This window comes from Solilutibacter silvestris (genome assembly GCF_002895945.1).
In the GTDB taxonomy this organism is placed as follows: domain Bacteria; phylum Pseudomonadota; class Gammaproteobacteria; order Xanthomonadales; family Xanthomonadaceae; genus Solilutibacter; species Solilutibacter silvestris.
Genome location: NZ_NPZB01000001.1, coordinates 962314 through 979040, shown reverse-complemented (window position 1 = coordinate 979040; position 16727 = coordinate 962314). Strand labels below are relative to the sequence as shown.

At 65.0% G+C, this 16727-nt stretch carries 17 protein-coding genes; 9 read left to right on the top strand and 8 right to left on the bottom strand.

Annotated features, from left to right (window positions below):
* Window positions 1-13 precede the first annotated feature (13 nt).
* Together Lysil_RS04440 and xerD are read right to left on the bottom strand one after the other, a co-directional pair.
* The gene (locus Lysil_RS04440; RefSeq protein WP_103074984.1) at window positions 14-814 is read right to left on the bottom strand and encodes a thioredoxin fold domain-containing protein; all 801 of its coding nucleotides are present in this window, start codon (window positions 812-814) and stop codon (window positions 14-16) included.
* A gap of 79 nt (window positions 815-893) precedes the next feature.
* Window positions 894-1847 carry a site-specific tyrosine recombinase XerD gene (gene xerD / locus Lysil_RS04435; RefSeq protein ID WP_103074321.1) on the bottom strand — a complete coding sequence of 318 codons (954 nt, stop codon included), beginning with the start codon at window positions 1845-1847 and terminating at the stop codon, window positions 894-896.
* Window positions 1848-1878: 31 nt separating this feature from the next.
* On the opposite strand from xerD, the gene Lysil_RS04430 reads away from it, so the two are divergent.
* Complete coding sequence (locus Lysil_RS04430) at window positions 1879-2340, top strand: RDD family protein (RefSeq protein ID WP_103074320.1); 462 nt, start codon at window positions 1879-1881, stop codon at window positions 2338-2340.
* Between the two features lie 12 nt (window positions 2341-2352).
* Here Lysil_RS04430 and lptG read toward each other — a convergent pair whose 3' ends face one another.
* Both lptG and lptF read right to left on the bottom strand, forming a co-directional pair.
* Window positions 2353-3456: an LPS export ABC transporter permease LptG gene (gene lptG, locus Lysil_RS04425; RefSeq protein WP_103074319.1), complete on the bottom strand. Its 1104-nt coding sequence runs from the start codon at window positions 3454-3456 to the stop codon at window positions 2353-2355.
* A complete protein-coding gene (lptF, locus tag Lysil_RS04420; RefSeq protein WP_103074318.1) occupies window positions 3453-4532 on the bottom strand; it encodes an LPS export ABC transporter permease LptF in 1080 nt (359 codons plus the stop codon). Before lptF ends, lptG begins: the two co-directional genes overlap by 4 nt.
* A 112-nt stretch (window positions 4533-4644) precedes the next feature.
* Here lptF and Lysil_RS04415 point away from each other — a divergent pair, with 112 nt between their 5' ends.
* From Lysil_RS04415 to Lysil_RS04400, 4 genes are read left to right on the top strand one after another with little or no spacing between them, the layout of a single operon-like run.
* Entirely contained in the window at window positions 4645-6129 is a 1485-nt protein-coding gene (locus tag Lysil_RS04415; RefSeq protein ID WP_103074317.1) for a leucyl aminopeptidase, read from the top strand.
* A complete protein-coding gene (locus Lysil_RS04410) occupies window positions 6129-6554 on the top strand; it encodes a DNA polymerase III subunit chi (RefSeq protein WP_103074316.1) in 426 nt (141 codons plus the stop codon). Before Lysil_RS04415 ends, Lysil_RS04410 begins: the two co-directional genes overlap by 1 nt.
* A 45-nt stretch (window positions 6555-6599) precedes the next feature.
* Window positions 6600-6788: a YqaE/Pmp3 family membrane protein gene (locus Lysil_RS04405; RefSeq protein WP_103074315.1), complete on the top strand. Its 189-nt coding sequence runs from the start codon at window positions 6600-6602 to the stop codon at window positions 6786-6788.
* 33 nt (window positions 6789-6821) lie between these two features.
* Entirely contained in the window at window positions 6822-9611 is a 2790-nt protein-coding gene (locus Lysil_RS04400; protein ID WP_103074314.1) for a valine--tRNA ligase, read from the top strand.
* Between the two features lie 296 nt (window positions 9612-9907).
* Here the strand turns inward: Lysil_RS04400 and rimI are convergent, their stop codons facing one another.
* From rimI to pssA, 3 genes are read right to left on the bottom strand one after another with little or no spacing between them, the layout of a single operon-like run.
* Window positions 9908-10393, bottom strand: a complete 486-nt coding sequence (gene rimI, locus Lysil_RS04395; RefSeq protein ID WP_425477118.1) for a ribosomal protein S18-alanine N-acetyltransferase — start codon at window positions 10391-10393, stop codon at window positions 9908-9910.
* On the bottom strand, window positions 10390-10671 hold the full coding sequence (locus Lysil_RS13685; RefSeq protein WP_103074313.1) for a hypothetical protein: 282 nt from the start codon (window positions 10669-10671) through the stop codon (window positions 10390-10392). The genes rimI and Lysil_RS13685 overlap by 4 nt, the downstream gene beginning before the upstream one ends.
* Entirely contained in the window at window positions 10668-11432 is a 765-nt protein-coding gene (gene pssA / locus Lysil_RS04385) for a CDP-diacylglycerol--serine O-phosphatidyltransferase (protein ID WP_103074312.1), read from the bottom strand. The genes Lysil_RS13685 and pssA overlap by 4 nt, the downstream gene beginning before the upstream one ends.
* Window positions 11433-11515: 83 nt before the next feature.
* Here pssA and Lysil_RS04380 point away from each other — a divergent pair, with 83 nt between their 5' ends.
* Complete coding sequence (locus Lysil_RS04380) at window positions 11516-13225, top strand: proline--tRNA ligase (protein WP_103074311.1); 1710 nt, start codon at window positions 11516-11518, stop codon at window positions 13223-13225.
* Window positions 13226-13269: 44 nt separating this feature from the next.
* Window positions 13270-13443 carry a hypothetical protein gene (locus Lysil_RS13360; RefSeq protein WP_165782322.1) on the top strand — a complete coding sequence of 58 codons (174 nt, stop codon included), beginning with the start codon at window positions 13270-13272 and terminating at the stop codon, window positions 13441-13443.
* A gap of 13 nt (window positions 13444-13456) precedes the next feature.
* On the opposite strand, the gene Lysil_RS04375 is transcribed toward Lysil_RS13360, so the two are convergent.
* Window positions 13457-14701 (bottom strand): threonine/serine exporter family protein, encoded by a 1245-nt coding sequence (locus tag Lysil_RS04375; protein ID WP_425477116.1) that lies wholly within the window; start codon window positions 14699-14701, stop codon window positions 13457-13459.
* Window positions 14702-14778: 77 nt separating this feature from the next.
* Here Lysil_RS04375 and Lysil_RS04370 point away from each other — a divergent pair, with 77 nt between their 5' ends.
* Together Lysil_RS04370 and Lysil_RS04365 are read left to right on the top strand one after the other, a co-directional pair.
* On the top strand, window positions 14779-15894 hold the full coding sequence (locus tag Lysil_RS04370; RefSeq protein ID WP_103074309.1) for an MlaE family ABC transporter permease: 1116 nt from the start codon (window positions 14779-14781) through the stop codon (window positions 15892-15894).
* Complete coding sequence (locus tag Lysil_RS04365) at window positions 15894-16727, top strand: ABC transporter ATP-binding protein (protein WP_103074308.1); 834 nt, start codon at window positions 15894-15896, stop codon at window positions 16725-16727. Before Lysil_RS04370 ends, Lysil_RS04365 begins: the two co-directional genes overlap by 1 nt.

Sequence of the window (16727 nt, the reverse complement as noted above, 5' to 3'; positions counted from 1 at the left end):
TTCGGATCCGTTCTTACTGCGTGGCCATCGCATCCAGCCACTGGCGCAGCCGGGTCGGGTCGAGGTAGCCGGGTGCCGCCATGCCATTGGGCGCGACGATCATCGGGGTGCCGGCCAGGCCGAGACGCTGGCCGAGGTTGTATTCCATCGCCACCGGATTGGTGCAGCGGGGCGCGTTGATGCGACGGCCGTTCTTGGCCTCGGTCAACGCCTTGCCGCGATCAGCCGAGCACCACACCGCTTCCATCTGACTGAAATCGTCGCTGGCCAGGCCCATGCGCGGGAAGGCGAGATACTCGATGGCGATGCCCTGCGCGTTGTACTGGGCGATCTGGCTATGCAGTTTCTGGCAGTAGCCGCACTGGATGTCGGTGAACACGCTCACCGTGTATTTCGGCTTGGCCGGCGCAAACACGATGCGCTGGGACGCCGGCACCTTGGCCAGCTCCTCGCGGCGCAGCGTCGCCATCGCGCTTTGGCTCACGTCCTTCTTCGCGGCGACATCGTAGAGATTGCCCTGCAGCACGTAGCGGCCATCGTCGGAGACATACAGCGTCTGGCCGGCGACGATCAGCTCGCGAAAGCCCGGCAACGGTGCCGCAGCTGCATGATCGACCTTCAGATCGGGGTTCACCTTGTGCAGGGCGTCAATGGCGCGCGCCTCGGGCGAGCCCGCAGCCGGTTTGGCAATGGCATCGGCGACGGGCAGCGGCGCCGGCTTCGCCGCAGCGGCCTTGGCGGTTTCCGCAGCAATGGGCTTGGCGCAGGCGGTCAGACTGGCGATCACCATCGCGGTGGCGAACAAAAGGCGCATGTTCATCGGATCCTGCTAGAGCGGTTATCGCGGCATTTTCGCATGGATCGCCGGGAATCCCTCACATCACCCTGAACAGCTATCCGCGCGGATGATGGCGGGCATGCAGGGATTTCAGTTGTTCGCGCGCCACCAACGTGTAGATCTGGGTGGTCGAAAGCGCGCTGTGGCCAAGCAGCATCTGCAACGCGCGCAGATCGGCACCGTGGTTGAGCAGATGGGTGGCGAAGCTGTGGCGCAGCGCATGCGGACTCACCCGCGCCGGATCGATCCCGGCCAGTGCGGCGTAGCGTTTCACCAATGTCCAGAACGCCTGGCGTGTCAGCGGCTCGCCTTTCGCGGTGAGGAACAGCGCCTCCAGGGTGCGGCGTCCGGCCAGTTTCGGCCGCGCTTCCTGCAGGTATTTCTCCAGCCAGTGCTGCGCCTCCTCGCCCAGCGGCACCAGTCGTTCCTTGTTGCCCTTGCCGCGCACGCGCGACACGCCCTGGCGCAGGTTGATCGCGGTGGCCGGGAGATCGACCAGTTCACTCACGCGCAAACCGCAGGCGTACATCAGTTCCAGCATGGCGCGATCGCGCAAACCTTCGGTTGCGGCGATGTCCGGGGTCGCCAGCAGTGCTTCGATCTGCCCTTCCGCCAGCGCCTTGGGCAGGCTGCGCGGCAAGCGCGGACTGTCGAGCAGCGCGACCGGATCGTCCGCACGTTCGCCGCGACGGATGCGTTCGGCGTAGAACATCCGCAACGCCGACAGCAGACGCGCGGTGCTGCGTGGCGAATAGCGCTGCTCGCTGCGCCATGCCAGCAATCCATAGAGATCGCTGCGACCGGCGTCGATCAAGCGTTGGCGCTGCGTCGCACACCAGCGCGCGGCACCTGCGAGATCGCGCCGATAACTCTCCAACGTCGCTCGCGCCAAGCCGTGTTCGGCCCAGGCGGATTCCAGGCAGCTTTCGATCGCGGCGAGGTCGGCGTCGGCCGCATCCGGCAGGCGCAGCGCGGCCATGCGGCGTTCGGCGGGAGTCCGTGCACTCATGCCGCGCAGACTACCCTTTATCCTTGCAGCGATGAATGCACCCGATCCATTGCCACGCCCTCGCGCCCTGCTCGGCTGGCGCCTGCTATGCCTGACCTACGACTTGTTCCCGGCGCTGGCGCTGTGGTTCCTGGTCATCATCGTGATGCTGGCGATCAATCGCGGTGAAGCCGTGCAAAACGGCACCTGGGCCGGCTGGCTGGAGACGTTGCTGATGTTCGCCGTCACCGGGGTGTACGCCACCGTGAGTTGGCGCCGCGGCGGACAGACCATCGGCATGAAGCCGTGGCGGGTGTATGTCGATGCCGTTTCCGGCGGCCCGGCATCGCTGCGTGCGCTGTGGCTGCGTTATGCAGTCGGTTGCGTGTCGCTGGGATTGGCGGGAATCGGCTTCTGGTGGGCGCTGTTCGATCGCGATCGGCTCACATGGCATGACCGCGCCAGCGGCACGCGTTTCGTGCGCGATGTGCAACGTGATGGCGCCGCGGAATAGCTGAGCCCGAAATCAACTCGACCGGCGGCGGAACAATAGCCAGGAAATTCCCAGCATCACCGCGACCGGAATCAGGTAGGCAAGGCGGAAATCGAGCTTGAAGGCGCCGGCCAGTCGCGCCATCTGTGTCTGCAGCATCATGAAACCGATCGCGAAGACGATACCGAGGAACAGCCGCTTGCCGAGGCCGCCGCTGCGCAACGTGCCGAATGCGAACGGGATCGCGGCGAGGCACAACGCCAGCACGTTGATCGGATAAAACCAGTGCGCCCAGTAGTGCTCCTCGATCTCGCCCGGGTCGAGCTGGTTGCGCTCGCGGTAGTCCAGCGCCTGCTTGAGGTCGCGCGTACTCATGAAGCGCGGGCGACTCACCGTACTCGCCAGCGCAGTGTCGTCCAGCGTCGACGCCCATTGCTCCCGGTCGACATGGCTCTTCTGTACCGAGGCATCGGAGAAATTGATGCGATCGACGCCGATCAGCACCCAGCCATTCGGACGGTGTTCGCCACTCTGGACGTAGGCGATCGACTTCAAGCGTCCATTCGATTCGAATTCGTACAGGCGCATGCCGCGCAATTCCAGCCAGCGATCCTTGCCATCGCTGCGGTTTTGCCCTTCGGTCGCGCTGATGAAGGTATCGCCTTCGCGCGCCCACACGCCCTTGAACTGCAGCATCACCGTGTTGTTGGTCTTGCGCGCGGTGCGATATGCGTCGGCGCGACCCTGCGCCCACGGCGAGATGGTCTCGACGTTGATCATCATCGCCAGCGTGATCAACCCGATCACCATCGCGACCGCGAGGCTGATGCGCCGGCGCGACAGGCCAAGCGCACGCATCACCGTCAGTTCGGACGTGGCCGCCAGTTGCCCGAGCGCCAGCAGCGAACCGATCACCGCTGCGGTCGGGAAATGGAAATACAACCGGTACGGCAACGTGTAGAGGCTGACGATCACCGCATCCATCGCGGTGAACGCGCCCTTGCCGACATTGCCCATTTCGGTGAGCACGCCACCGATCATGAAATCCATGCCGACGACGACGAGCCATGCGGCCAGCACGTAGCTCAGCACGGTGCGGCCGATGTAGAGATCGTGGATTTTCGGGAACGGCATCATCGGCGCAATTTCCCCGGGCGACCGTCACGGAAGTAGAACCAGAAGGCCAGCGCCAGCAGCGGGATCACCAGCCACCACAGGCCGAGCGTGATCGGAATCTTGCCGTTCCCCAGCCATTGCTTGCCCAGCAGCATCAGTTGCACGGCCACCAGGTAGCCGATCACGCCAGTAACGATGCGACCGTAGCGCGCCTGGCGCGGTGGGCTGCGCGACAGCGGGATCGCCAGCAACGCCAGCGCCAACGCCACCAGCGGCGGCGCGATGCGCCAATGCAGCTCGGCCTTGGCCTCGCGCGTCGGGGCGGCGAGCAGCGTCGCGGTCGGCTGGCCCTGGATATGATCGTCGACGTCACCGTTGTCGCGATCCGGCATCTTCACGTCATTGGTCTTGTAATGCAGCAGGCGGTAGTCGAGCGCGCCCGGGCCCAGCGGCCCTTCCACCTCGAAGCCGTCGGTCAGGCGCAGATAACGCGCACGGCTGCCATCCAGCCAGATCGTGCCGTCGCTGGAGGTCGTCACGTCCATCCGGCCCTTCTTTTCGCGGTAGATGAACACCCGGCGGAAACGGCTGCCGTCGGCGGTCATGTCGCCGACATAGACCACGCCATCGCTGCCCGGCAGCTGGGTGAACTTGCCCGGTTCCAGCCCGGCGATCAGCATGTTGCGGTTGGCTTCCTTCACCATCGCGCGGCCGTAGCGATCCGACCACGGCGCCAGCCACAACGAGCACAGCGCGATCACCACCACCATCGGCGCGATCACCGCCAGCAGCGGCCCCAGCAAACGGCGCGGCCCCACGCCCACCGAGGCCAGCACCGGCATCTCGGCATCGCGATAGAGGCGGCTCATCGCCAGCAGCAGGCCCAGCATCAGCGCCAGTGGCAGGATCAGCGGCATCCAGCCGATCATCACCAGCCCGAGCTGGGCGAACATCATCCCCGCCGGCATGCGGCCAGTGGCAATGTCGCGCAGCACGTCCATGAAGGCCGCGCCAACCATCACCATCAGCAACACCACCAGCGCGGCGAACACTGACTGCAGGAATTCACGCACCAGGTACTTGTCGAGCGTCTTCATTCGGGGCAGTTGGGCCTGTTACCGCTAAACTAACGGGTTCACGTGATGCAGTCCTGGGACCGTCCCCGCGGGGGATGGGGGATTGTACGTAAGTCTGTTAGGAATCTCGTTGATGGCCCTCGAATTTGCCCTGAACCACTCCGACCCCCTTCACGCCGAGACCGATTGCCTGATCGTCGGGCTGTTCGCCGACAAGGCCCTCAGCGTCAGCGGCCAGGCCGTGGATCGCGCCAGCAGCGGCCGCCTGTCGGCACTGGCCGAGCGCGGCGACCTCTCCGGCAAGACCGGCGCCAGCGCCCTGCTCCACGACATCCCCGGCGTCACTGCGCCGCGCGTGCTGGTGATCGGGTTGGGAGATGCCGACAAGTTCGCCACCCCGCAATTCCTCAAGGCCGTGGCCGATGCCGCCCGCGCCCTGCGCACCGGCCCGATCAAACACGCCCTGCTCACCCTCGGCGAAGTGCCGGTGCAGGGCCGCGATGCCGCCTGGGCGATCCGCCAGGCCGTGATCACCGCCGACCATGCCTGCTACCGCTATGTCGCCACCCTCGGCAAGGACAACAAGAAGCGCGAGGAAAGCGGACTCGAACACCTCGCCATCCAGGGCAGCGATGCCAGCGCACTGGCCCAGGGCATCGCGACCGCCGGTGGCGTCGCCTTCGCCCGCGAACTCGGCAACCTGCCGCCGAACGTGTGCAATCCCGCCTACGTCGCCGAACAGGCGCAATCGTTCGCCAAGCGTTTCGACAACGTGACCTGCGAAGTGCTGGACGATGCCGCGATGCAGGCGCTCGGGATGGGCTCGCTGCTGGCGGTCGCGCGCGGTTCGGCCAATCGTCCCAAGCTGGCCGTGCTGAAGTATTCCAACGGCGGCGATGCCAAGCCGTTTGTGCTGGTCGGCAAGGGCATCACCTTCGATACCGGCGGCGTCAATCTGAAGACGCAAGGCGGCATTGAGGAAATGAAGTACGACATGTGCGGCGCGGCCAGCGTGCTCGGCGCCTTCGTGTCGGCGGTCGGCATGCAATTGCCGATCAATCTGGTGGTGATCGCCGCGGCAGTCGAGAACGCAATCGACGGTGATGCCTATCGTCCGTCCGATGTCATCACCAGCATGTCGGGCAAGACGATTGAAGTCGGCAACACCGACGCCGAAGGTCGCCTGATCCTGTGCGATGCGCTGACCTATGCGCAGCGCTTCGAACCGCAGGCGCTGATCGACGTCGCCACGCTCACCGGCGCTTGCATGGTCGCGCTTGGCAAGTACGCCAGCGGCGTGATGACCAAGGACAGCGACGACCTGGCGCAGGAACTGCTGGCTGCCGGCGAAACCGTGTTCGACCGCGGCTGGCAGTTGCCGTTGTGGGACGAATACCAGACCCAGCTCGATTCCGCCTTCGCCGACGTCTACAACATCGGCGGTCGCTGGGGCGGCGCGATCACCGCCGGCTGCTTCCTGTCGCGCTTCACCGAAGGCCAGCGCTGGGTGCACATGGACATCGCCGGCGTCGCCAATGGCGATGGCAAGATGGGCATGGCCACCGGCCGCCCGGTCGGCCTGCTGAGCCAGTGGCTGCTGGATCAATCGGCCGCCTGATGGCGCGCGCCGACTTCTATCTGATCGACAAGCCGCGCTTCCGCGAGGAACCGCTGCTGCTGGTGTGCGAGCTCGCCCGCAAGGCCTTCGACGCCAATCTCTACACCCTGGTGCTGGCGCGCGATGGCGCGCAGGCCGAAGCGCTCGACGACCTGCTGTGGTCGTTCGATCCCGACGCCTACATCCCGCACCAGATCGCCGGCAGCGACGATGACGAGGATGAAGCGGTGGTGCTGATCGCCGCGCCCGGCAGCGATGCCGCGTTGCGTCCGCTGGTGATCAACCTGCGTGATGCCGCGGTCGAAGGCACGTTCGATCGCGTGCTGGAAGTCGTGCCCGCCGATCCGGCCGCGCGCGCACCGCTGCGCGAACGCTGGAAGCACTACCAGTCGCGCGGCTTCGACGTGAAAAAGCACGACATGTAAGCGGACGGACATGTCGTTCGCCCGCTCCAAACCAAGAGACTCCCGATGCGCCTGCTGATCGCCCTGCTGCTGCCCTGGTTCGCCTTCTTCACCATCGGGCGTCCGTTCGCGGGCATCGTCTGCCTGATCCTGCAGATCACCCTGATCGGCTGGGTGCCGGCCGCGATCTGGGCCGCCTACGCCGTCAGCCAGTACCACACCGACCAGAAGATCCGTCGCGCGCTGCGCAGCTGATCCAATCCACACACTTTCGCGTCCCCGAATCGCATGACCACTCTCGCCCAGAGCTACCAACCCGCCGACATCGAAACCCGCCTGTACCAGCAGTGGGAAGCTTCCGGCATGTTCGCGCCGCACGGCGACGGTGCGCCCTACACCATCCTGCTGCCACCGCCGAACGTTACCGGCACGCTGCACATGGGCCACGCCTTCCAGCATTCGTTGATGGACGCGCTGGTGCGCTATCACCGCATGCGCGGCTTCCGCACGCTGTGGCAGGTCGGCAGCGACCACGCCGGCATCGCCACCGAAATGGTGGTCTCGCGCAATCTCGCCATCGCAGGTACAGGCGACACGCGCGACTCGCTGGGACGCGAAAAATTCATCGAGAAAGTGTGGGAATGGAAGGAACAATCCGGCGACACCATCGAGCGGCAAATGCGTCGCCTCGGCGCGTCCGGCGACTGGTCGCGCAAGACCTTCACGATGGACGACGGTCCCTCGGGCGCGGTGATCGAAACCTTCGTGCGCCTGTTCGAGCGCGGCCTGATCTATCGCGGCCAGCGCCTGGTGAACTGGGATCCGGTGCTGCAGACCGCGGTGTCCGACCTCGAAGTGGTAAGCGAGGAAGAGAACGGCCACCTGTGGTCGATCCGCTATGACGTGATCGATCCCGAACCGGGCCAACCCGACCACGTCGTCGTCGCGACCACGCGCCCGGAAACCATGCTCGGCGATACCGCGGTAATGGTGCATCCGGAAGATGAGCGCTACAGCGCGCTGGTCGGCAAGCGCGTGCGCCTGCCGCTGGGGGGCCGCGAGATCCCGGTAATCGCCGACGATTACGTCGATCGCGAATTCGGCACTGGCGTGGTCAAGGTCACGCCCGCGCACGACTTCAACGACTATGCCGTCGGCCAGCGCCACCATCTGCCGTTGATCAACATCTTCACCGATATCGCCAGCATCAACGACAACGCGCCGGAACAATATCGCAGCCTCGACCGCAATGCCGCGCGCAAGATCGTGCTCGCCGATCTCGAAGCACAGGGTCATCTGGTCGAAACCAAACCGCATCGCCTGCAGGTGCCGCGTGGCGATCGCAGCGGCCAGGTGATCGAGCCCTATCTCACCGACCAGTGGTTCGTGAAGATGGACGATCTTGCCAAGCGCGGACTCGAACTGGTCGAGAACGGCTCGGTGAAGTTCGTGCCGCCGAACTGGATCAACACCTATCGCCACTGGATGGAGAACATCCAGGATTGGACGATCAGTCGCCAGCTATGGTGGGGTCATCGCATCCCGGCATGGTTCGACGATGCCGGCCATATTTATGTCGCGCGCGACGAAGCCGAAGCACGCGTGCAGGCCGCCGCGAAACACGGTGGCACCGCACCGGAATTGCGCCAGGACAACGACGTGCTGGAAACGTGGTTCTCCTCGGCAATCTGGCCAATCAGCACCATGGGCTGGCCGAATGCTGCGGCGATGCAGGAGCGTGGCTTCGACCAGCACTTGCCGACCAATGTGCTGGTGACCGGCTTCGACATCATCTTCTTCTGGGTTGCGCGGATGATCATGATGACCGACGCGCTGACCGGTGAAGTGCCGTTCCGCGACGTCTACATCACCGGCCTCGTCCGCGACAAGGACGGCCAGAAAATGTCGAAGTCGAAGGGCAATGTGCTTGATCCGATCGACATCATCGACGGCATCAGCGCCGACACGCTGGTCGCCAAGCGCACCAGCGGACTGCTGAAGCCGCAGGACGCGCCGAAGATCGAGAAGGCCACGCGCAAGGAATTCCCCGACGGCATCGCCGCGCACGGCGCCGACGCATTGCGTTTCACCATGTGCGCGCTGGCCGGCCCCGGCCGTGACATCAAGTTCGATCTGGCGCGTGCCGATGGCTACCGGAATTTCTGCAACAAGTTGTGGAACGCCACGCGCTTTGTGCTGATGAACGTCGGCGACGATGTGCGTTTCGAAGGTGCGCCGCAGCCGCGGACCGATGCCGAACAGTGGATCCTCGCGCAACTGGCGAAGACCAGCGCCGAGGCAGCCGAGCATTTCGCCAACTACCGCTTCGACCTGCTGGCGCAGACGCTGTACGAATTCGCCTGGAACCAGTTCTGTGACTGGTTCGTGGAATTGTCGAAGCCGGCGCTCAATGGCGATGACAAGGCCGCGGCCGATTCCACCCGCCACACGCTGCTGTTCGTGCTGGAACGTCTGTTGTGCCTGCTGCATCCGCTGGTGCCGTTCGTCAGCGAGGAGCTGTGGCAGTCGGTCGCACCGAAGCTCGGCAAGTCCGGCAGCATCATGATCCAGCCATATCCGCAGGCACCCGATTTCGATGCCACCGCGTTCGGCCAGGCCAGTGACGATATCGAGTGGCTGAAGTCGATGGTGACGGCATTGCGGCGCGTCCGCAGCGAACTCGCGATCTCGCCGGCGAAGCAAGTTTCGTTGCTGGTGCGCGGCGGAAGCGATGGCGATGCTGCCCGTTTGTCGTGCTTCGATGCGGCGTTGCGTTTCCTCGCCCGCATCGATCACATCGAGCCACTCACTGGTGAACCGCCAGCTGCGGCGACTGCACGCGTCGGCGATCTCGATCTGTTCGTGCCGCTGGAAGGGCTGGTCGATCTCGATGCCGAACGCGTGCGCCTCGACAAGGAGCTCAAGCGCGTCGAAGCGGAGCTGACGAAGTCGCAGAACAAGCTCGCAGCGTTTGAGGGCAAGGCACCGGCGCAAGTGGTGGAGCAGGAGCGCCAGCGTCTGGTCGAGTGGACCTCGCAGCGTGATGCGTTGGCGGGACAGCGCGCGCGGTTGGGGTGATTCATCGCCCGGCTGTGCGCCTGCGTCGGTTGTCCATATGGCCGACACGCCGTGAATACATCCATGTAGGCTCAGCCGCAGCATCCATGCTGCGGAATGGTCGGCCATACGGACGAACCGCGCTGGCGCCGCCGGTGGCGAGTTTTTCGCTCTTTCTAAAAGCCACAACACGCGCGCGGCCAGTGGGTGGCCTGCCCGATGCGCGGGCATACGAGGCAGGATGCCGAGTCGAGCCTACATGGACGTATTTACGGCGTCCCGCGCAGTGGGCGGGCCGCCCGCGGGCCACGCGCGTGCTAATCCAACAACTCCATCGCCATCACGATCGCGTCTTCGCGCTGACCATTTGCGGCGGGGTAATAGCGCGGGCGCCGCCCGATCTCGTTGAAGCCGATGTCGTGGTACAGCGCGACCGCACGCGTGTTCGACGGCCGTACTTCCAGGAACATCTGTCGCGCGCCGCGCGCACGTGCCAATTGCAGCAGCGACATCAACAACGATCGCCCCACCCCGCGCGACTGCACCCGCGGATCGACGCACAGATTCAGCAAATGGCATTCGTCGAGCGCGTGGCTCAGCACGCCGTAACCGAGCACCTCGCCGACACCGTCTTCCAGCATCCATGCCGAATACCCGGCGCGCAGGCAATCGCGGAACACTGCGCGCGACCACGGATGCGGATACCCGCGTTCCTCCACCGCCATCACCGCATCGAGATCACTCTCGCGGATCGGGCGCAAACGGCCTGCCGGCATCGGCGGTGGCGTCGTCACCGCGCTCACAGCCGTCGCATTCCCCTCAGCAATGGCCACAACGCGCGCTTGGCGGCGGCATTGCCGCGCAATCCCGACAACGGCTGCGCCAACGCCAGCACGTCCTGTTCGCGCGCATCGCCGCCCGCCGCCTTCAACAGGTGACGCAACAACACATCGGCGGTTTGCGCGGACGAATTCGCGACAGGCGCATCGATCAGCTCAGGCGCGGCGGACGTGCCGCCCAGCGCATAGACCTCGATCCCGAGTTCCGCCAACGCTTCGCGCTGGAAGGCATCCCAACTCATGCAGTCGCTCCCGGCCGGCGCCGCTTCAACAGCATCACCGGCCCCGACAATGCATACAGTCCGAAGACACATAGCAAGGTGCGCGCAGGCGCCAGTGCCAGCGCGATCAACGCGATCACCACCAGCACCAGTACCACGAACGGCACACGCTCCGAGCGCGGCCCGTCACTACTGCCCTTGAAGCTGGTGTAGCGCACGCGGCTCACCATCAGCAGCGCGACGATCACCGTCAGCGCCAGGATCGGCAGGCTCAATTCATCACCATCGGTCCAGCCCAGTCCGTGGAATGTCCACACGAAGCTCGCCAGCACCGCCGCCGCCGCCGGGCTGGCGAGCCCGATGAACCAGCGCTTGTCGACGCTGCCGACCTGGCTGTTGAAGCGCGCCAGCCGCAGCGCCGCACAGGCCGCGTAGAGGAAGGCCGCCAGCCAGCCGAGCTTGCCGGCGGTCGCGCCCTGGTCGCGCAGCGATTCCAGCGACCAGTGGTAGACCAGCAGCGCCGGCGCCATGCCGAAACTGATCAGGTCGGACAGCGAGTCGTACTGCACGCCAAATTCGCTCTGGGTATTGGTCAGGCGCGCGACGCGGCCATCCAGCCCATCGAGGATGGCGGCGATGAAGATGGCGATGCAGGCGTGCTCCACCAGCCCCTGCGACGAGGCAATGATCGAGTAAAAGCCGGAGAACAGTGCTCCGGTGGTGAACAGGTTGGGCAGCAGGTAGACGCTGCGGCGCGCGGGCGACGGGGTCTTGTCAGTCATCCGCGGCAGTGTATCGCCCCTGCGGAAGCCTGTCTGGCTGCTGCATGGCACAATCCACGGTTGTCGTTCGGGAAATCGCGCAAATGCGCCTGTCGCAATTCCACCTCAGGACCGAGAAAGAAACCCCCGCCGAGGCCGAGATCATCAGCCATCGCCTGATGCTGAAGGCCGGGATGATTCGCAAGCTCGCTGCTGGCCTCTACACCTGGTCGCCGCTGGGACTGCGGGTGATGCGCAAGGTCGAAGGCATCGTCCGCGAGGAGATGAACCGCGCCGGCGCGATCGAGATGGCGCTGCCGCTGATCCAGCCCATGGATTTGTGGGAGGAAACCGGGCGCTGGCAGAAGTTCGGCGGACAACTGCTGAAGATCAAGGATCGCAAGGAGCAGGAATACTGCTTCAGCCCCACCGCCGAGGAAGCGGTGACCGAGTTCGCGCGCAACGAGCTGACCAGCTACAAGCAGCTGCCGATCAATCTCTACCAGATCAGCACCAAGTTCCGCGACGAAATCCGTCCGCGCTTCGGGGTGATGCGCGCGCGCGAATTCGTGATGAAGGATGCCTATTCCTTCCACCTCGATGCCGCATCACTGGATGCAGGCTATCGCACGATGTACGACGCTTACACCCGCATCTTCACCCGCCTCGGCTTGAAGTTCCGCGCGGTGTTCGCCGATACCGGCGCGATCGGCGGCACTGCCTCGCACGAATTCCACGTACTGGCCAACTCCGGCGAAGACGCGCTGGCGTGGTCGGATGGTTCCGATTACGCCGCCAATGTCGAACTGGCCGAAGCGGTTTCGCCGGGCGCGCGTCCGGCCGCGACGGAAGCATTGCGCGACATCGCCACGCCAACTCAGAAGACCTGCGAGGACGTCGCCGCGCTGATGGGCATTCCGCTGCAACGCACGGTGAAGTCGGTCGCGGTGATGGGTGTCGATGCCGATGGCAACGATCAATTCGTGCTGGCGCTGGTGCGCGGCGATCACGCCGTCAACGAGATCAAGTTGACGAAACTGGCTGGCCTCGGCGAATACCGCATGGCGACCGAAGACGAGATCATGGAACACCTCGGCAGCGAACCCGGCTTCCTTGGCCCGCTCAACGCGAAGAAGCCGATCCGCGTGATTGCTGATCGCAGCGTGGCGGCGATGGCCGATTTCGTGGTCGGCGCCAACAAGCCCGGCTTCCACATCGCCGGCGTCAACTGGAGCCGCGACCTGGCGGAAGCGGAAGTCGCCGACATCCGCAATGTCATTGCCGGCGATCCCTCGCCCGACGGTCACGGCACGCTCGGCATCGCCCGCGGCATCGAGGTCGGCCACGTCTTCGCATTGGGTGACAAGTATTCGCAGGCGATGAACGCTACCGTGCTCGACGCCAATGGCCGCGCCGTGCATCCGCTGATGGGCTGCTACGGCGTCGGCGTCTCGCGCATTGTTGCCGCGGCGATCGAGCAGAACCACGACGACGCCGGCATCATCTGGCCCGACACGATGGCGCCGTGGACGGTCGCGGTGTGCATGATCAACCCCAAGAACGACCCCGCCGTCACTGCCGCCGCCGAAGCCTTGTACGAGGAATTGCAGCAACGCGGCATCGACACCCTGCTGGACGATCGCGGCCTGCGCCCCGGCTCGATGTTCGCCGACATGGAGCTGATCGGCATCCCGCATCGGGTGGTGGTGTCGGAGCGCGGCCTCGCTGCCGGCCAATTCGAGTATCGTCACCGTCGCGCCAGCGAAGCGGAGTCGCTGGACCGTGACGCACTGCTCGTCAGGCTCGGTGCCTGACGAGCGAGAATTCTTCTCCGCCAGCTCATGACCAAGGACGCGACATGACCACGAAGAAGACCGCAAAAAAGGCTGCACCGAAGAAAGCTGCAGCCAAGAAAGCCGCTGGCAACAAGGCGGCTACCGCCAAGAAGAAGCTGCCGCCACCGCCCATGCTGGCGATGGCCGTGGCACCGCCACCACCTCCTGGTTCCAGCAAGGACTTCCAGACCGGTTGAGGCAGGTGGTGCGTCAGAGATTGCGACGCGCCGAAATCACCAGGTTGCCGAACAGCAGGCCGGCGACCAGCGCGCCGAGGATGTTGAGCACCGTCAGCAGCGCCGCCTGCCCGGTCGATGCGTTCTGTTCCTGCACCATCGTCATCAGGCCGCGCAGGCTGGCGCTTCCCGGCACCAGCATGATGATGCCCGGCAGTCGCACGATCGCGCCCGGTCGGTTGTAGTGGCGCGCCCAGGCATTGCCGATGGCGGTCATCGCGAACGCGGCGAGGAAGGTTCCGGCGACGCCATCGCCCGCCTGTCCGGCAAAACGCGAAATCAGGTAACCGGCGATCGCCGCCGCCATCACCACCGGGACATCGCGACGATCGGCACGGAAGACCACGCTGAAGGTTGCCGCAGCGAGCAGTAATCCGGCGTATTCCACCCAGTCCGGCTGCGGTCGCGCGTAGCGGATCTGCGGATCGATACCGAGTGCCTCCGTGCAGGCGAACGCGATCATCACGCCGATGGTGAGCTTGAGGATCAGCGTCAACGCACCGGCGAAACGCGCCGTGCCCGACACCAGATGCTGGCTGGTGAGTTCGTTGATGGCGTTGGTGAACGCCATGCCCGGCAGCAGCACCACCAGCGACGCGATGATGACGGTGTTGAGATTGAGCGGCCCGACGTAGGCCGCGACCAGGATCGCCACCAGCGCGGCGAGGATGCCGGCCATCGCCTCCGAGCTTTCCTTCAGCGCGCTGCGGCGGTTGGTGTAATTCATCCAGCCGCCGATCAACATCCCGGCGACGCCGGCGGTGGCGATATCCAGCCACGGCAAGCGCAACACCGCGGCGATCGCCAGCGAGATCAACCCGAAACTCGCCACCATCGTCCAGAACCGCTGCGGCTTGCGTCGTGCATCCAGTGCGCGCAGTTCCTCGTAGCCCTTCTTCGGATCGATGCGACCGTCGATCACTTCCTCGGCGATGCGATCGGTTTCACTGAGCCGGTAGAGATCGGTATCGCCCGGACTCAGCCGCACCACGCGCGTTTCGGTGAGCGGACTCGTCTGCGCGGGATCGCGGAACGACAGGATCATCCCGGTCGGGTTCGACCACGGTTCACATTCCACCTTCAACCGCCGCGCCATGCCCAGCACCGCGCCTTCGAGGCGTTGCGCGGTGGTGCCGCAGGTGTGGAGATGCGTGGCCAGCGCGACGAGAAAATCGACACGGGCCTGGAACGGTGCGGCATGGGCGGGAATCGACGGCATCGGCATAGGATCGCATGTCGCAACACAACGCTCAGCAACGACGCGGTAGGCTTGCAGGATTGCCGCTCCCCGACACCATGGCCGATCCGGATTCCACTGCCCGCCCCACCTTGCGCCGCGACGGCGCCACACTGTTGCTTGGCGGCGATTGGACGCTGCGCCACGTCGACACGATCATCGCGTTGACCAAGGACACCACGCCGGGTCCGGCACGCACGATCGATGCCAGCGCCGTCGTCACGCTGGATTCGCTGGGCGCTCTGGCGCTGTTGCATCTGGCGCGCATCGCCAACATCGGCGAAGACGCGATCCGCTTCAATGACAACCAAGCCGCGCTGATCGAAGCGATCCGCGAAGTCTCGGACGACCGCCCTGAACCACCGCGCGATTACGGCGTCCTCGCCGCGCTCGATCGCATGGGTCGCAGCGTGGTGCGCAACTGGCAACAGATCGTCACCCTGGTCGCTTTCCTCGGCGAAACGCTGGCGAAGATGGTGCGCCTGGTCGGCCAGCCGCAGCGGATCCGCTTGACCTCGGTGGTGTTCCAGATGGAGCAGGTCGGCCTCGACGCGGTGCCGCTGATCCTGCTGCTCAACTTCCTGGTCGGTGCGGTGATCGCCTTCCTCGGCGCCAATGTGCTCAAGGATTTCGGCGCGACCATCTTCGTGGTGGAACTGGTCGACATCTCCTTCCTGCGCGAGTTCGCCGTGCTGCTGACGGCGATCCTGCTGGCCGGTCGCACCGCCAGCGCGTTTGCCGCGCAAATCGGCGCGATGGTCAGTCGCGAGGAAGTCGACGCGATGCGCACGCTCGGCCTCGATCCGGTCGACGTACTGGTGATCCCGCGCGTGATCGCGCTGCTGGTGATGTTGCCGCTGCTCACCTTCCTGGCAATGCTGGCGGGCCTGGCCGGCGGCATGGCGGTCGGCGCGATCAGCCTCGACATCCCGATGCAGGCGTGGATGTCGCGCATGGAGAGCACGATCGAGGTTCGCCACTTCGTGGTCGGCATCACCAAGGCGCCGTTCTTCGCGATGATCATCGCCCTGATCGGTTGCCTGCAAGGCCTGCAGGTGGAAGGCACCGCGCAATCGGTGGGCGAACGCACCACCGCCAGCGTGGTGCAATCGATCGCGCTGGTGATCGTGCTGGATGCACTGGCCGCGATGTGGTTCATGTACATGGGATTCTGATGGAGAAGCATCGCACCACCACCGAACACCACGACGACGATGCCGGTCTCGCGATTCGCGTGCGCGGATTGGTGAACCGTTTCGGTGCGCAGGTCGTGCATGACGACCTCGACCTCGACGTTCGCACTGGCGAAATCCAGGGCATCGTTGGCGGATCGGGCACCGGCAAGTCGGTGCTGATGCGCACGATCCTCGGCCTCAACGAACCCGCTGCCGGCAGCGTGCGCGTGCTCGGCCACAATCCCTTCGGCAGCAGTGCCGATCGCCACGCCATCGAACGCAATACCGGCGTGCTGTTCCAGGATGGCGCGCTGTTTTCATCGCTGACCGTCGGCGAGAACGTCGAAGTGCCGCTGAAGGAACATCATCCCGATCTCGATCCGCGCATCCGCAAGGAACTCGCGCTGCTCAAGGTCAAGCTCGCGGGCCTGCCTGCCGATGCCGTCGCCAAGTTGCCATCGCAGTTGTCGGGCGGCATGCGCAAGCGCGCCGGGCTGGCACGGGCGTTGGCGCTCGATCCACCCATCCTCTTTCTGGATGAACCCACTGCCGGCCTTGATCCCATTGGCGCCTCGCAGTTTGATGAACTCATCCTCACCCTCAAACACGCACTCGGGCTGACGGTGTTCCTCATCACCCACGATCTCGATACCCTGTATGCCATCTGCGATCGTGTCGCGGTACTCGCCGACCGCAAGGTGCTGATCAACGCACCGCTGTCGGAAGTGGAACGCTACGATCAACCGTGGGTGCAGGAATATTTTCACGGCCCACGGGCGCGCGCGGCGCAAACTATCCATTTGCGCAACCTCACCGACCATACTGTTGGTTAA

Coding starts and splice junctions, on each gene's coding strand:
- Lysil_RS04440 (WP_103074984.1), bottom strand. CDS start 814: ATGCGCCTTTTGTTCGCCACCGCGATGGTGATCGCCAGTCTGACCGCC.
- xerD (WP_103074321.1), bottom strand. CDS start 1,847: ATGAGTGCACGGACTCCCGCCGAACGCCGCATGGCCGCGCTGCGCCTG.
- Lysil_RS04430 (WP_103074320.1), top strand. CDS start 1,879: ATGAATGCACCCGATCCATTGCCACGCCCTCGCGCCCTGCTCGGCTGG.
- lptG (WP_103074319.1), bottom strand. CDS start 3,456: ATGATGCCGTTCCCGAAAATCCACGATCTCTACATCGGCCGCACCGTG.
- lptF (WP_103074318.1), bottom strand. CDS start 4,532: ATGAAGACGCTCGACAAGTACCTGGTGCGTGAATTCCTGCAGTCAGTG.
- Lysil_RS04415 (WP_103074317.1), top strand. CDS start 4,645: ATGGCCCTCGAATTTGCCCTGAACCACTCCGACCCCCTTCACGCCGAG.
- Lysil_RS04410 (WP_103074316.1), top strand. CDS start 6,129: ATGGCGCGCGCCGACTTCTATCTGATCGACAAGCCGCGCTTCCGCGAG.
- Lysil_RS04405 (WP_103074315.1), top strand. CDS start 6,600: ATGCGCCTGCTGATCGCCCTGCTGCTGCCCTGGTTCGCCTTCTTCACC.
- Lysil_RS04400 (WP_103074314.1), top strand. CDS start 6,822: ATGACCACTCTCGCCCAGAGCTACCAACCCGCCGACATCGAAACCCGC.
- Lysil_RS13685 (WP_103074313.1), bottom strand. CDS start 10,671: ATGAGTTGGGATGCCTTCCAGCGCGAAGCGTTGGCGGAACTCGGGATC.
- pssA (WP_103074312.1), bottom strand. CDS start 11,432: ATGACTGACAAGACCCCGTCGCCCGCGCGCCGCAGCGTCTACCTGCTG.
- Lysil_RS04380 (WP_103074311.1), top strand. CDS start 11,516: ATGCGCCTGTCGCAATTCCACCTCAGGACCGAGAAAGAAACCCCCGCC.
- Lysil_RS13360 (WP_165782322.1), top strand. CDS start 13,270: ATGACCACGAAGAAGACCGCAAAAAAGGCTGCACCGAAGAAAGCTGCA.
- Lysil_RS04375 (WP_425477116.1), bottom strand. CDS start 14,701: ATGCCGTCGATTCCCGCCCATGCCGCACCGTTCCAGGCCCGTGTCGAT.
- Lysil_RS04370 (WP_103074309.1), top strand. CDS start 14,779: ATGGCCGATCCGGATTCCACTGCCCGCCCCACCTTGCGCCGCGACGGC.
- Lysil_RS04365 (WP_103074308.1), top strand. CDS start 15,894: ATGGAGAAGCATCGCACCACCACCGAACACCACGACGACGATGCCGGT.